Source organism: Scandinavium sp., from assembly GCF_051650185.1.
Lineage (GTDB): Bacteria > Pseudomonadota > Gammaproteobacteria > Enterobacterales > Enterobacteriaceae > Scandinavium.
The window spans coordinates 1-14,081 of record NZ_JBOFIN010000147.1; the positions used below are offsets into that span (position 1 = coordinate 1).

Here is a 14,081-nt window from a genome sequence, read left to right on the forward strand (position 1 = left end):
AAGAGATAGAATCGAAAGTCCAGCAACACTGGGACGAGAAGCGCACATTTGAAGTGACTGAAGACAACAGCAAAGAGAAATACTATTGCCTGTCGATGCTCCCCTATCCTTCTGGCCGACTACACATGGGCCACGTGCGCAACTACACCATTGGTGATGTGATTGCCCGTTACCAGCGCATGCTGGGCAAAAACGTGCTGCAGCCTATCGGCTGGGATGCGTTCGGCCTCCCGGCAGAAGGCGCGGCGGTGAAAAACAACACCGCCCCCGCACCGTGGACCTACGACAACATCGCCTACATGAAAAACCAGCTGAAAATGCTGGGCTTCGGTTATGACTGGAGCCGTGAGCTGGCGACCTGTACCCCGGAATACTACCGTTGGGAGCAGAAGTTCTTTACCGAGCTGTATAAAAAAGGCCTCGTGTACAAGAAAACCTCCGCCGTTAACTGGTGTCCGAACGATCAGACCGTTCTGGCCAACGAACAGGTTATCGACGGCTGCTGCTGGCGCTGCGACACCAAAGTTGAGCGTAAAGAAATTCCACAGTGGTTTATCAAAATCACCGCCTACGCTGACGAGCTGCTCAACGATCTGGATAAAATGGATCAGTGGCCGGACACCGTTAAGACCATGCAGCGTAACTGGATTGGCCGTTCCGAAGGGGTGGAAATCTCCTTTGATGTCACCGATTACGCGGACAAGCTGACGGTCTACACCACGCGTCCAGACACCTTCATGGGTGCGACATATCTGGCCGTTGCGGCGGGCCACCCGCTGGCACAGCAGGCTGCCGCGAACAATCCTGAGCTTGCAACCTTCATCGACGAATGCCGTAACACCAAAGTTGCCGAAGCAGACATGGCAACCATGGAGAAGAAAGGCGTCGATACTGGCTTTAAAGCCATTCACCCGCTGACCGGTGAAGCGATTCCGGTATGGGCGGCGAACTTCGTGCTGATGGAATACGGCACTGGCGCAGTGATGGCCGTTCCAGGCCACGATCAGCGCGACTACGAGTTTGCGAGCAAATATGGTCTGAACATCAAGCCCGTTATTCTGGCAGCCGATGGCACAGAGCCAGACCTCTCCGAACAGGCGCTGACCGAAAAAGGCACCCTGTTCAACTCCGGTGAATTCAGTGGCCTGAGCTTCGAAGAAGGCTTCAACGCCATCGCCGATAAGCTTGCAGCGCTGGGCGTCGGCGAACGTAAAGTTAACTTCCGTCTGCGCGACTGGGGCGTTTCCCGCCAGCGTTACTGGGGCGCACCAATTCCAATGGTGACGCTGGAAGACGGCACCGTGATGCCAACCCCTGAAGATCAGCTGCCGGTGATTCTGCCGGAAGACGTGGTCATGGACGGGATCACCAGCCCAATTAAAGCTGATCCTGAGTGGGCAAAAACCACGGTGAACGGTCAGCCTGCGCTGCGCGAAACGGATACCTTCGACACCTTCATGGAGTCCTCCTGGTACTACGCGCGTTACACCTGCCCTGACTATCAGGAAGGCATGCTGGATTCCGATGCCGCCAACTACTGGCTGCCCGTCGATATCTACATCGGCGGTATCGAACACGCCATCATGCACCTGCTCTATTTCCGCTTCTTCCACAAACTGATGCGCGATGCAGGCATGGTGAATTCTGACGAGCCAGCCAAACAGCTGCTGTGTCAGGGCATGGTGCTGGCAGACGCATTCTATTACGTCGGCGAAAACGGCGAGCGCAACTGGGTGTCTCCAAAAGACGCCCTCGTTGAGCGCGACGAAAAAGGCCGCATCGTGAAAGCGAAAGACGAAGCGGGCCATGAGCTGGTCTACACCGGCATGAGCAAAATGTCGAAGTCGAAAAACAACGGCATCGACCCGCAGGAAATGGTTGAGCGTTACGGCGCAGACACCGTGCGCCTGTTCATGATGTTTGCCTCTCCAGCCGATATGACGCTGGAATGGCAGGAATCCGGCGTTGAAGGTGCGAACCGCTTCCTCAAGCGCGTCTGGAAACTGGTTTATGAGCACACGTCTAATGGCCCGGTTGCGGCACTGAATGTTGATGCGCTGAGCGAAGATCAGCAGGCCCTGCGTCGCGACGTGCATAAAACTATTGCCAAAGTGACCGATGATGTTGGCCGTCGTCAGACCTTCAACACCGCAATTGCGGCTGTGATGGAGCTGATGAACAAACTGGCGAAAGCGCCAACCGAAGGCGAGCAGGATCGCGCTCTGATGCAGGAAGCGCTGCTGGCTGTGGTTCGCATGCTGAACCCGTTCACACCGCACGTGAGCTTCACCCTGTGGCAGACACTGGGCGGCGAAGGTGATGTGGATAACGCTCCGTGGCCGGTAGCAGACGAAAAAGCGATGGTTGAAAACACCACGCTGGTCGTCGTTCAGGTCAACGGTAAAGTTCGCGGCAAAGTCACTGTACCGGTGGATGCGACCGAAGAGCAAGTTCGTGAACGCGCAGGCCAGGAACATTTGGTTGCGAAATATCTGGAAGGCGTTACCGTGCGTAAAGTGATTTACGTACCGGGTAAACTGCTCAACCTGGTCGTTGGCTAAGCGCGGGAGGAAGCGTGCGATTTCTGACAACGTTATTGGTATCTCTTGCGGTGCTCGTCACCGCAGGTTGTGGCTGGCACCTGCAGAGCTCCACGCAGGTTCCTGCCAACATGAAACAGATGATTTTCATTTCAGGTGATCCAAATGGCCCTCTGAGTCGTTCTGTTCGTAACCAGATGCGCCTGAATGGGATCGAGATTGTTGATGGCAGCTCCATTCGCCAGGACATTCCGTCCCTGCGTCTGGGCGGCGCGAGCATCGGTAAAGACACCGCATCAGTATTCCAGGACGGTAGAACGGCGGAATATCAGATGGTGATGACCGTGACCGCGAGCATTTTGATTCCAGGTCACGATATCTATCCGATCAGCACCAAGGTTTATCGTTCCTTCTTCGATAACCCGCAGAAGGCGCTGGCGAAAGATTCCGAGCAGGACATCATCATTCAGGAAATGTACGACAAAGCCGCTCAACAGCTGATTCGCAAGCTGCCGAGCGTGAAAGTGGCAGATACTGAAGCCACCAAAGAGGAAGAGCAGCCAGTGGCGGACACCACCGCCACACCGGCGACCACTCGCACCTCCACTACTCTGGGTAACTGATGATTCGGCTGTACCCAGAACAACTCCGCGCGCAGCTCTCTGAAGGGCTGCGCGCGGCGTATTTACTCCTCGGTAACGACCCGCTTCTTCTTCAGGAAAGCCAGGATGCCATTCGCGCTGCCGCGATGGCTCAGGGTTTTGATGAACACCACACCGTCTCGATTGATGCCAGCACCGACTGGAATGCCCTGTTTGCTCTCAGCCAGGAAAGAAGCCTGTTTGCCAGCCGTCAAACGCTGATGCTGTTACTGCCTGAAAACGGCCCAAACGCCGCTATCAACGAACAGCTCGCCGCCCTGACGGGGATGCTACACGACGATTTACTGCTGATTGTTCGCGGTAACAAGCTGACTAAGGCGCAGGAAAACGCCGCGTGGTGCAGTACTCTTTCCGAGCGAGCCGTGCAGGTATCCTGCCAAACCCCGGAACAAGCTCAGTTACCACGCTGGCTGGCAGCACGCGCGAAGCAACACAACCTGCAGCTCGACGAGGCAGCAAGCCAGCTTCTTTGTTACTGCTACGAAGGCAACTTGCTGGCTCTCGCTCAGGCACTGGAACGCCTTTCTCTGCTGTGGCCTGACGGAAAGCTGACGCTGCCGCGCGTTGAACAAGCCGTCAATGATGCCGCGCACTTTACGCCTTTCCACTGGCTGGATGCGTTGCTGGCGGGCAAAAGCAAACGCGCGCTGCACATCCTTCAACAGCTTCGCCAGGAAGGCAGCGAGCCGGTTATCCTGCTTCGCACGTTGCAACGCGAGTTGCTGCTGCTGGTCAATATGAAGCGTCAGTCGGCGTCCACGCCTCTGAGAGCGCTGTTCGATAAGCATCGCGTCTGGCAGAACCGCCGCCCGCTGTTTACTGAAGCGCTGAATCGCCTGAGTACTGAACAACTTCGCCACGCCGTATCGCTGCTGACTCGCACAGAGCTGACCCTCAAGCAGGATTACGGACAATCGGTCTGGGCCGAGCTCGACAGCCTGTCGCTGCTGCTGTGCCACAAAAACCTGCCTGACGTCTTTTTCGAAGGTTGATATGACTGCGTTAAAAGCCATCTATGGCGGCACTTTTGATCCGGTGCATTACGGTCACCTCAAACCGGTTGAGATCCTCGCTAACCTGATTGGGTTATCAAAAGTGGTGATCATGCCGAACAACGTGCCACCGCACCGCCCCCAGCCAGAAGCGACCAGTGCACAGCGTAAAGAGATGCTGGAACTGGCGATTGCGGATAAGCCGCTGTTTGAACTGGATGAGCGTGAACTCAAGCGCGACACGCCCTCTTACACGTCTGAAACGCTGAAAGCCTGGCGGCAGGAGGCTGGGCCCGATCGGCCGCTGGCGTTCATCATCGGCCAGGACTCTCTCATCAATTTTCCGACCTGGCACGACTATCAAAGCATTTTGGGTAATGCGCATTTGCTTGTCTGCCGCCGTCCGGGTTACCCGATGGCGATGAAAGAAGAGCAGCATCAACAATGGCTGGATGCCCATCTGACGAACCGTGCCGAGGATTTACATGACTCTCCGTCCGGCAAAATTTACCTGGCCGAAACGCCATGGTTTGATATCTCCGCGACGCTTATCCGTGAACGTCTGCAAAAAGGGGAATCGTGCGCGGAAATGCTGCCAGCAGCGGTTTTAGCGTATATTCACCAGCACGGTCTTTATCAGGCAATTTCTGAAGCTGGTTGAACGTAAACAACACGAAAAATCTCTTTTCATCCTTAACCTCCCCGCAGACCATTGACACACCCGGCAAGGCTGCTATTCTCCGCAGCCAGACTTGTCCCACCATACTGATTTACAGAAATTGTTTTACAAAAATGGCGATGCAATCGGTGTCATTGGATGGGATGATAGCCCGCCGGTGCCATCCGGCCGGAGACATTTGTCCCGACTTCGTCCTGGATTCAGGTATACTGACGGGCTGTTCATATTGTTAATCTTCACCTGACCAGGGGGAAACTTGCAGGGTAAAGCACTCCAGGATTTTGTTATCGACAAAATCGACGATCTTAAAGGCCAGGACATCGTGGCTATCGATGTTCACGGTAAATCCAGTATCACCGACTGCATGATTATCTGCACCGGCACCTCCACTCGTCATGTTATGTCCATCGCTGACCACGTTGTTCAGGAATCTCGCGCCGCGGGCATGCTGCCACTGGGCGTTGAAGGTGAAAACGTAGCCGATTGGGTTGTCGTCGATTTAGGTGATGTGATTGTTCACGTTATGCAGGAAGAGAGTCGTCGCCTGTATGAACTGGAAAAACTCTGGGGTTAATGCGTGAAGCTGCAGCTCATTGCCGTTGGGACCAAAATGCCTGACTGGGTACAAACCGGTTTCACGGAATACCTGCGCCGTTTCCCCAAAGATATGCCGTTTGAGCTGGTAGAAATTCCTGCCGGCAAACGGGGTAAGAATGCGGACATCAAGCGGATTCTGGATAAAGAAGGCGAGCTGATGCTGGCGGCGGCAGGCAAAAATCGCATTGTCACGCTGGATATTCCGGGTAAACCCTGGGATACGCCGCAGCTTGCCGTTGAGCTTGAGCGCTGGAAGCAGGATGGCCGCGATGTCAGCCTGCTTATCGGTGGCCCGGAGGGGTTGTCCCCTGCCTGTAAAGCTGCCGCAGAACAAAGTTGGTCCCTCTCCGCGCTGACCCTTCCTCACCCGCTGGTGCGAGTGCTGGTGGCAGAGAGCCTTTATCGGGCGTGGAGCATTACCACCAACCACCCTTATCACCGCGAGTAATGATGACCAGAGTAGATTAAGCAGCGGATGAAATTACAGAATTCTTTTCGCGACTATACGGCTGAGTCCGCGCTCTTTGTGCGCCGGGCAGTAGTCGCCTTTACGGGTATTTTAATCCTCAGTGGCGTGCTGGTTGTTAATCTCTATAATCTGCAAATTGTTCGTTTTACTGACTATCAAACCCGCTCTAACGAAAACCGCATTAAGCTGGTCCCTATTCCGCCAAGTCGCGGCATCATCTATGACCGCAACGGCACACCGCTGGCGTTAAACCGCACGATTTACCAGCTTGAATTGATGCCTGAAAAGGTGGACAACCTCCAGCAGACGCTTAACGATCTGCGCAGCGTCGTCGACCTTACCGATGATGACATCGCCAATTTCAAAAAAGAGCGTGCCCGCTCGCACCGCTTCACGTCCATTCCGGTCAAGGTCAACCTGACAGAAGTTCAGGTCGCACGGTTTGCGGTTAATCAGTACCGTTTCCCGGGCGTGGAAGTAAAAGGCTATAAACGTCGCTACTATCCTTATGGTTCCGCGCTGACGCACGTCATTGGTTACGTATCGAAAATTAACGATAAAGACGTCGACCGCCTCGATAAAGAAGGCAAGCTGGCAAACTATGCTGCGACGCACGATATCGGTAAGCTCGGCATCGAGCGCTACTACGAAGATGTGCTCCACGGTCAAACCGGTTACGAAGAGGTTGAAGTTAACAACCGTGGTCGCGTTATCCGTCAGTTGAAGGAAGTGCCGCCGCAGGCTGGGCACGATATCTACCTGACGCTTGACCTGAAACTTCAGCAGTACATCGAGACGCTACTGGCCGGCAGCCGTGCCGCCGTGGTAGTCACCGACCCGCGTTCCGGTGGCATTCTGGCGCTGGTGTCGATGCCAAGCTACGATCCAAACCTGTTCGTAGATGGTATTTCCAGCAAGGATTACTCCTCACTGTTGAACGACCCGAACACGCCGCTGGTGAACCGCGCCACACAAGGTGTTTACCCTCCTGCGTCTACAGTTAAACCTTACGTTTCAGTCTCAGCGCTGAGCGCTGGCGTGATCACCAAAAATACCGGGCTGTTTGACCCGGGTTGGTGGCAGTTACCGGGTTCCGACAAGCGCTATCGCGACTGGAAAAAATGGGGCCACGGCCACCTGAACGTCACCAAAGCGCTGGAAGAATCTGCTGATACCTTCTTCTATCAGGTCGCCTACGACATGGGTATCGACAGGCTTTCCGAATGGATGGGCAAGTTTGGCTACGGTCACTACACCGGTATCGATCTTTCTGAAGAGCGTTCCGGAAACATGCCAACCCGTGAATGGAAGCTGAAACGCTTTAAAAAGCCATGGTATCAGGGTGATACCATTCCCGTCGGGATTGGTCAGGGTTACTGGACAGCGACGCCTATTCAGATGAGCAAAGCGCTGATGATCCTGATTAACGACGGCGTGGTGAAAGTGCCCCATCTGTTGATGAGCACCACCGAGGAAGGTAAGCAAGTGCCGTGGGAACAACCGCATGAAGCGCCGGTGGGTGATATTCACTCCGGCTTCTGGGAAATTGCCAAAGACGGGATGTACGGCGTAGCCAATCGTCCAAACGGCACGGCACATAAATACTTCGCAGGCGCGCCCTACAAGATTGCGGCGAAATCAGGTACCGCACAGGTCTTTGGTCTGAAAGCCAACGAAACCTATAACGCGCACCGCATTGCTGAACGTTTACGTGACCATAAATTAATGACCGCTTTCGCCCCTTACGACAGCCCGAAAGTGGCGGTTGCCATTATTCTGGAAAACGGCGGTGCTGGCCCGGCGGTCGGCACCATCATGCGCCAGATCCTTGACCATATTATGCTCGGTGATAACAACACCGTCCTGCCGGCAGAAAACCCGGCAGCCGCAGCCGCGGAGGACCAATAAACATGACGGATAATCCGAACAAAAAGTCATTGTGGGAGAAGATCCACCTTGACCCCACCATGCTGCTCATCCTGCTGGCGCTGCTGACCTACAGCGCACTGGTCATCTGGAGCGCCAGCGGCCAGGACATCGGCATGATGGAACGCAAAATCGGCCAGATTGCGATGGGCGTGGTCATCATGGTCGTCATGGCACAGATCCCCCCTCGAGTCTACGAAGGCTGGGCACCCTGGCTCTATATCTTCTGTATTGTGCTGTTGGTCGCGGTAGATGCCTTCGGAGCCATTTCTAAAGGCGCACAGCGCTGGCTTGACCTGGGTGTCGTGCGCTTCCAGCCCTCTGAGATTGCCAAGATTGCCGTACCTCTGATGGTGGCACGCTTTATCAACCGCGATGTTTGCCCGCCTACGCTTAAAAACACCGCGATTGCCCTGGTGCTGATATTCCTGCCAACGCTGTTGGTGGCGGCACAGCCAGACCTGGGCACCTCGATTCTTATCGCCCTTTCCGGCCTGTTTGTGCTGTTCCTTTCCGGGCTTAGCTGGCGTCTGATCGGCGTGGCTGTTGTGCTGGTGGCGGCCTTTATTCCGATACTCTGGTTCTTCCTGATGCACGATTATCAACGCCAGCGCGTGATGATGCTGCTCGATCCGGAAACCGATCCGCTGGGCGCGGGCTACCACATTATTCAGTCGAAAATTGCCATTGGTTCCGGCGGTTTACGCGGCAAAGGCTGGCTGCACGGCACTCAGTCGCAGCTCGAATTCTTACCCGAGCGCCATACTGACTTTATCTTTGCCGTGCTTGCTGAAGAACTGGGGTTGATAGGCTTCCTGGTTCTGCTCGCGCTGTACGTTTTACTGATCATGCGCGGGTTGTGGATAGCCGCGCAAGCACAAACCACCTTTGGCCGCGTAATGGCTGGTGGTTTAATGTTGATTTTATTCGTTTATGTCTTCGTAAATATTGGTATGGTAAGTGGAATTTTGCCGGTGGTAGGCGTTCCGCTCCCGCTGGTGAGCTATGGGGGCTCTGCTCTCATCGTACTGATGGCCGGGTTTGGTATCGTGATGTCGATACATACCCACAGAAAAATGTTGTCGAAAAGCGTATAAGAGGTGCGCAATGATGCGTAAACAATGGCTTGGGATCTGTATCGCAGCGGGCTTACTGGCGGCGTGTTCGAGTGATGATGGCGTGCCACAGCAAACTGTCAGCGCACCGAAGCCGGCGGTCTGTAATGGCCCGGTGGTCGAAATCAGCGGAGCCGAGCCTCGCTACGAGCCTCAGAACCCTTCGGTCAATCAGGACTATCAGCGCGACGGCAAGAATTACAACATCGTCCAGGACCCGTCGAACTTCAGTCAGGCTGGCTTAGCCGCTATTTATGATGCAGAACCAGGCAGCAACCTGACAGCTTCCGGCGAGTCTTTTGATCCGATGCAGCTCACTGCCGCTCACCCGACGCTGCCTGTGCCAAGCTACGCACGTATTACCAACCTTGCGAACGGCCGCATGCTGATTGTGCGTATTAACGATCGCGGCCCTTATGGCAACGATCGTGTGATTTCACTTTCCCGCGCTGCAGCCGATCGTCTGAATACGTCCAACAATACCAAAGTCCGTATTGACCCGATTATTGTGGCGCAGGACGGTACGCTGTCCGGGCCTGGTACGGCTTGTACCACCATCGCAAAGCAGACTTATGCCCTTCCCTCTCGCCCGGATCTGAGCGGCGGCATGGGCAGTGTTTCTTCTGCTCCTGAGCCACAGTCTGGTCAGAGCGATGTTCGCGCAATCAGTAACGATACGCTGAAGCCGGAAGATGCCACCGGCGCACCGGTTAACAGCAGCGGCTTCCTCGGCGCACCGACAACGCTGAACAGCGGCGTACTTGAAGGAAGCGAACCGACACCTCAACCAGCCGCGCAGCCCGCAGCTCAGCCAGTTGCCACACAAAACGCTCCAGTGACTGCGCCGGGTTCTGTTCAGGGTAGTGTTGCAACAAGCGCTGCGCCTGTTGCAGCCACTGCGACAGCCGCCAGCGGCAGCTATGTGGTTCAGGTGGGTGCCGTGAGCGATCAGGCTCGCGCTCAGCAGTATCAACAACGCCTCAGCCAGCAGTTTTCTGTGCCTGGCCGGGTGACGCAAAACGGCGCGGTCTGGCGTATTCAGTTAGGGCCGTTTAACAGCAAAGCGGATGCCACGACTCTGCAACAGCGTTTGCAAAGTGAAGTGCAGCTGCAGTCATTTATTACACACGCCAACTAAAGGCAGATAAGCATCCTGGCGCGCTGAGTATGTAAAAATCATTAACAAAGTCGCGCGCAATGCAGGATGCCTGACCTTATAGCAAATGCTATAGTTAGGCACTTTTTTCACTCCATCACGGATGTCGTTGTTCTGACCATGAAGACCTCTTTCTCTGCTCGTTTACTTATCACGGCGCTGTCCGTTGCGGCACTGACCACAGCCGCCCACGCTGATGACCTGAACATCAAAACCATGATCCCTGGCGTTCCGCAGATTGACGCGGAATCCTACATTCTGATCGACTATAACTCAGGTAAAGTCCTGGCAGAGCAGAACGCTGACTCCCGCCGTGACCCGGCCAGTCTGACCAAAATGATGACCAGCTATGTCATCGGTCAGGCGATGAAAGCAGGCAAATTCAAAGAGTCTGATGTCGTCACCGTCGGCACCGACGCCTGGGCGACCGGCAACCCGGTATTCAAAGGTTCATCCCTGATGTTCCTGAAGCCTGGCATGCAGGTTCCCGTTTCACAGCTGATTCGCGGTATCAACCTGCAATCCGGTAACGACGCCTGCGTGGCCATGGCCGACTATGTTGCTGGCAGCCAGGATGCTTTCGTGGGTCTGATGAACAGCTACGTCACCGCACTGGGCCTGCAGAACACCCATTTCCAGACGGTACACGGTCTTGATGCTGATGGTCAGTACAGCTCCGCTCGCGATATGGCTCTGATTGGTCAGGCGCTGATTCGCGATGTGCCGAATGAATACACCATCTACAGAGAAAAAGAGTTCACCTTCAACGGTATCCGTCAGATGAACCGTAACGGTCTGCTGTGGGATAACAGCTTGAACGTTGACGGCATCAAAACTGGTCATACCGATAAAGCCGGTTATAACCTCGTAGCCTCTGCAACCGAAGGTCAGATGCGCCTGGTGTCCGCCGTGATGGGTGGCCGTACCTACAAGGGTCGCGAAACCGAAAGTAAAAAACTGCTGACCTGGGGCTTCCGCTTCTTCGAAACCGTAAGCCCAATCAAAGCCGGTAAAGAGTTTGCCTCTGAGCCAGCCTGGTTCGGTGACACCGACCGCGCTTCACTGGGTGTGGATAAAGATGTTTATCTCACCATCCCACGTGGTCGCATGAAGGATCTGAAAGCGAGCTACGTTCTGAACAATGCCGAGCTGCACGCTCCGCTGCAGAAAAACCAGGTGGTCGGTACGATCAACTTCCAGCTCGACGGCAAAACCATTGAACAGCGCCCACTGGTTGTTCTGCAGGAAATTCCTGAAGGCAACTTCTTCGGCAAGATGATTGATTACATTAAATTAATGTTCCACCACTGGTTTGGTTAAAAATTACACACTTGAAAGTGTGATTTCCATCCCCATATACTAAGCATGTTGATAACGACTCCCGTGGCACGCCGCGGGAGTCGTCTTTTTAAACCACCGGAGCTGACATGAAAACCAAACTTAACGAACTGCTTGAATTCCCTACTTCATTTACCTACAAGGTGATGGGGCAGGCGTTGCCTGAGCTGGTTGATCAGGTGGTGGAAGTGGTACAGCGCCACGCGCCAGGTGATTACTCCCCGCAGGTAAAACCAAGCAGCAAAGGCAACTACCACTCAGTCTCCATCACCATTACCGCCACTCATATTGAGCAGGTCGAAACGTTGTACGAAGAGTTAGGTAATATCGACATCGTACGTATGGTGCTGTGATCCCGTTGCCCGGCGCTCGCCGGGCAACACCGTTTCTGCTCTGTGATATACTCCCCGCTATGTTTTCCCGTTCCGCGGAGTTGCCGTTTTGAGTCTGAATACCCTGCTGGTTCGTCAGCTTGGCGTCCAACCTTATGAGCCTGTTTCTCAGGCGATGCATGACTTTACCGATAACCGTGATGAATCAACGCCCGATGAGATCTGGCTGGTTGAGCACGAACCTGTCTTCACACAAGGACAGGCAGGCAAGGCGGAGCACGTTCTGGTGCCGGGTGATATTCCGGTCATTCAGAGCGATCGTGGCGGCCAGGTGACCTACCATGGGCCAGGCCAGCAAGTCATGTACGTGCTGCTCAACCTGAAACGCCGAAAACTCGGTGTGCGTGAACTGGTCACATTACTGGAACAAACCGTCGTGAATACGCTGGCAGAATTTGGGATCGATTCACACCCACGCGCAGATGCGCCAGGCGTCTATGTCGGGGAAAAGAAAATTTGCTCACTGGGGTTGCGCATCCGCAAAGGCTGCTCGTTTCATGGTCTCGCGCTGAATGTTGCGATGGACTTATCCCCTTTCCTGCGTATTAACCCTTGTGGTTATGCGGGGATGGAAATGACGCAAATGCAGGATTGGGATGCAGAGGCTAAAACGGTAAATATTGCCCCCGTGTTGGTCAGGAATTTTTTAGCACTGCTAAACAATCCACCTCATAAATATATTACGGCTTAATATATTATACAGCAGGACCTGATATTTTGTCGGGTCCCCACCCCTTTTGCCTCGTTTTCCTTTACATTAATCACAACTTTCTATATTTTTTCTCCGCCCGTCTAAGAAGTGACTACGACGAGTACAAAATTTTACGTTAACACGCCACTAAAAATCGAGATGGCTCCGCAGTTCAAGATATAACTCATTGATAATAGTGATATAAATCCTGTCTCCGCGATAAAGTTGCCTCTCAAAAGCATAATAACAATAAAAACTTTTTCAACTATCATTCATATTGTGAATGAATACGGAGTACAAGTGTGGAATATAACGACCAGCCGGAAAGCCGAATAAATCCGCAAAGAGAGAATGATACGCCGCAAATCTTCAGGACCCTGCGAAATATCGACCTCAATTTATTGACGATTTTTGAGGCCGTATATGTACATAAAGGCATCGTTAACGCTGCGAAAATTCTGAATCTCACTCCCTCTGCTATTAGCCAATCCATTCAGAAACTGCGCACCATATTTCCGGACCCGCTTTTCATCCGTAAAGGCCAGGGCGTCACGCCAACCGCCTATGCCACCCACCTGCATGAATACATCAGTCAGGGCCTGGAATCCATTCTCGGCGCACTCGATCTCACAGGTAGCTACGACAAGCAGCGCACTATCACGATTGGGACATCTCCCAGCGTTGGTGCGGTGGTCATGCCGGCCATTTATCAGACGATTAAAGAGCAATTCCCTCAGTTGCTGTTACGTAATATCCCCGTCACCGATGTTGGCCTTCAACTGAGTCAGTTTCAGACTGACTTAATTATCGACAGCAATGTTCACGACACGAGAGCATTAAGCCATCACGTGCTGTACAGCGATCGTATCGTACTTGTTGCCCGTGAAGGTCATCCGGTGTTTAAAACGCAGCAAACGCAGGCGTCCCTGAGCCAGTTTGAATACACACTGCTGATGATGGAAGGTGCGGCGCATACCGAGCTGCGTAAGCGCGTGCATGAGATGTTCCCGGAGCGTCAAATCAGCTTCAGCAGTTACAACCTTGTGACAATAGCGGCGCTGATTGGTAACAGCGATCTGGTCGGATTGATGCCTGCTCGCTTCTTTACGCTGTTCTCGCGGTGCTGGCCGTTGCAGATCGTAGATTTTGCACCACTGCGAGATGAAGTTGTCGATTTTTCACTGCATTACAACAAGCTCAGTATGCGTGATCCGGTATTGCAAAGCGTGATTACCGCCATTCGCCAGGTGTTTTAACTCGCCGTCGAACCTCATTTTTTCAGTGCTCGTGCGAACGAAGCGCACAGAAAGCAACATCTGGTTTACAAATTGCCGGGCTGGCAGGCTGCTTATCACGCTTATTGATGGTATACTGCCAGCCATCAGATTCAAAAATAGTTGATAAATACAACATTCCCTTGAATTGAAACGCTTTCCTTCGTTACTCGCAACTGGAACACGCACGCTATGAGTAAACCCATTGTGATGGAACGCGGTGTTAAGTACCGCGATGCCGATAAAATGG

At 53.7% G+C, this 14,081-nt stretch carries 13 protein-coding genes; all 13 read left to right on the top strand.

Going from position 1 to position 14,081, the window contains the following annotated elements; translation table 11 throughout:
* A partial coding sequence (gene leuS / locus ACRCWW_RS20900; RefSeq protein WP_438684120.1) for a leucine--tRNA ligase occupies positions 1-2,561 on the top strand: 2,561 nt, incomplete at its 5' end.
* A 14-nt stretch (positions 2,562-2,575) separates the two neighbouring features.
* Positions 2,576-3,163, top strand: coding sequence for an LPS assembly lipoprotein LptE (gene lptE, locus ACRCWW_RS20905; RefSeq protein ID WP_438684121.1), 588 nt, complete (start codon positions 2,576-2,578; stop codon positions 3,161-3,163).
* Positions 3,163-4,194 carry a DNA polymerase III subunit delta gene (holA, locus tag ACRCWW_RS20910; protein ID WP_438684122.1) on the top strand — a complete coding sequence of 344 codons (1,032 nt, stop codon included), beginning with the start codon at positions 3,163-3,165 and terminating at the stop codon, positions 4,192-4,194. The genes lptE and holA overlap by 1 nt, the downstream gene beginning before the upstream one ends.
* A 1-nt stretch (position 4,195) precedes the next feature.
* Complete coding sequence (gene nadD, locus ACRCWW_RS20915; RefSeq protein WP_438684123.1) at positions 4,196-4,855, top strand: nicotinate-nucleotide adenylyltransferase; 660 nt, start codon at positions 4,196-4,198, stop codon at positions 4,853-4,855.
* Positions 4,856-5,129: 274 nt separating this feature from the next.
* Positions 5,130-5,447, top strand: coding sequence for a ribosome silencing factor (rsfS, locus tag ACRCWW_RS20920; protein WP_312624465.1), 318 nt, complete (start codon positions 5,130-5,132; stop codon positions 5,445-5,447).
* A gap of 3 nt (positions 5,448-5,450) precedes the next feature.
* On the top strand, positions 5,451-5,918 hold the full coding sequence (gene rlmH / locus ACRCWW_RS20925; RefSeq protein WP_404659244.1) for a 23S rRNA (pseudouridine(1915)-N(3))-methyltransferase RlmH: 468 nt from the start codon (positions 5,451-5,453) through the stop codon (positions 5,916-5,918).
* 27 nt (positions 5,919-5,945) lie between these two features.
* Positions 5,946-7,847 (top strand): peptidoglycan DD-transpeptidase MrdA, encoded by a 1,902-nt coding sequence (gene mrdA / locus ACRCWW_RS20930; RefSeq protein ID WP_438684124.1) that lies wholly within the window; start codon positions 5,946-5,948, stop codon positions 7,845-7,847.
* 2 nt (positions 7,848-7,849) lie between these two features.
* Positions 7,850-8,962, top strand: coding sequence for a peptidoglycan glycosyltransferase MrdB (gene mrdB, locus ACRCWW_RS20935; RefSeq protein ID WP_330984492.1), 1,113 nt, complete (start codon positions 7,850-7,852; stop codon positions 8,960-8,962).
* A gap of 13 nt (positions 8,963-8,975) precedes the next feature.
* Entirely contained in the window at positions 8,976-10,118 is a 1,143-nt protein-coding gene (gene rlpA, locus ACRCWW_RS20940; RefSeq protein ID WP_438684129.1) for an endolytic peptidoglycan transglycosylase RlpA, read from the top strand.
* 138 nt (positions 10,119-10,256) lie between these two features.
* Entirely contained in the window at positions 10,257-11,456 is a 1,200-nt protein-coding gene (gene dacA / locus ACRCWW_RS20945; RefSeq protein ID WP_438684125.1) for a D-alanyl-D-alanine carboxypeptidase DacA, read from the top strand.
* 107 nt (positions 11,457-11,563) lie between these two features.
* The gene (gene ybeD, locus ACRCWW_RS20950) at positions 11,564-11,827 is read left to right on the top strand and encodes a DUF493 family protein YbeD (RefSeq protein WP_438684126.1); all 264 of its coding nucleotides are present in this window, start codon (positions 11,564-11,566) and stop codon (positions 11,825-11,827) included.
* A gap of 88 nt (positions 11,828-11,915) precedes the next feature.
* Positions 11,916-12,557, top strand: a complete 642-nt coding sequence (gene lipB / locus ACRCWW_RS20955; RefSeq protein WP_438684127.1) for a lipoyl(octanoyl) transferase LipB — start codon at positions 11,916-11,918, stop codon at positions 12,555-12,557.
* Positions 12,558-12,859: 302 nt separating this feature from the next.
* The gene (locus ACRCWW_RS20960; protein ID WP_438684128.1) at positions 12,860-13,813 is read left to right on the top strand and encodes a YbeF family transcriptional regulator; all 954 of its coding nucleotides are present in this window, start codon (positions 12,860-12,862) and stop codon (positions 13,811-13,813) included.
* The last annotated feature ends 268 nt before the right edge of the window (positions 13,814-14,081 follow it).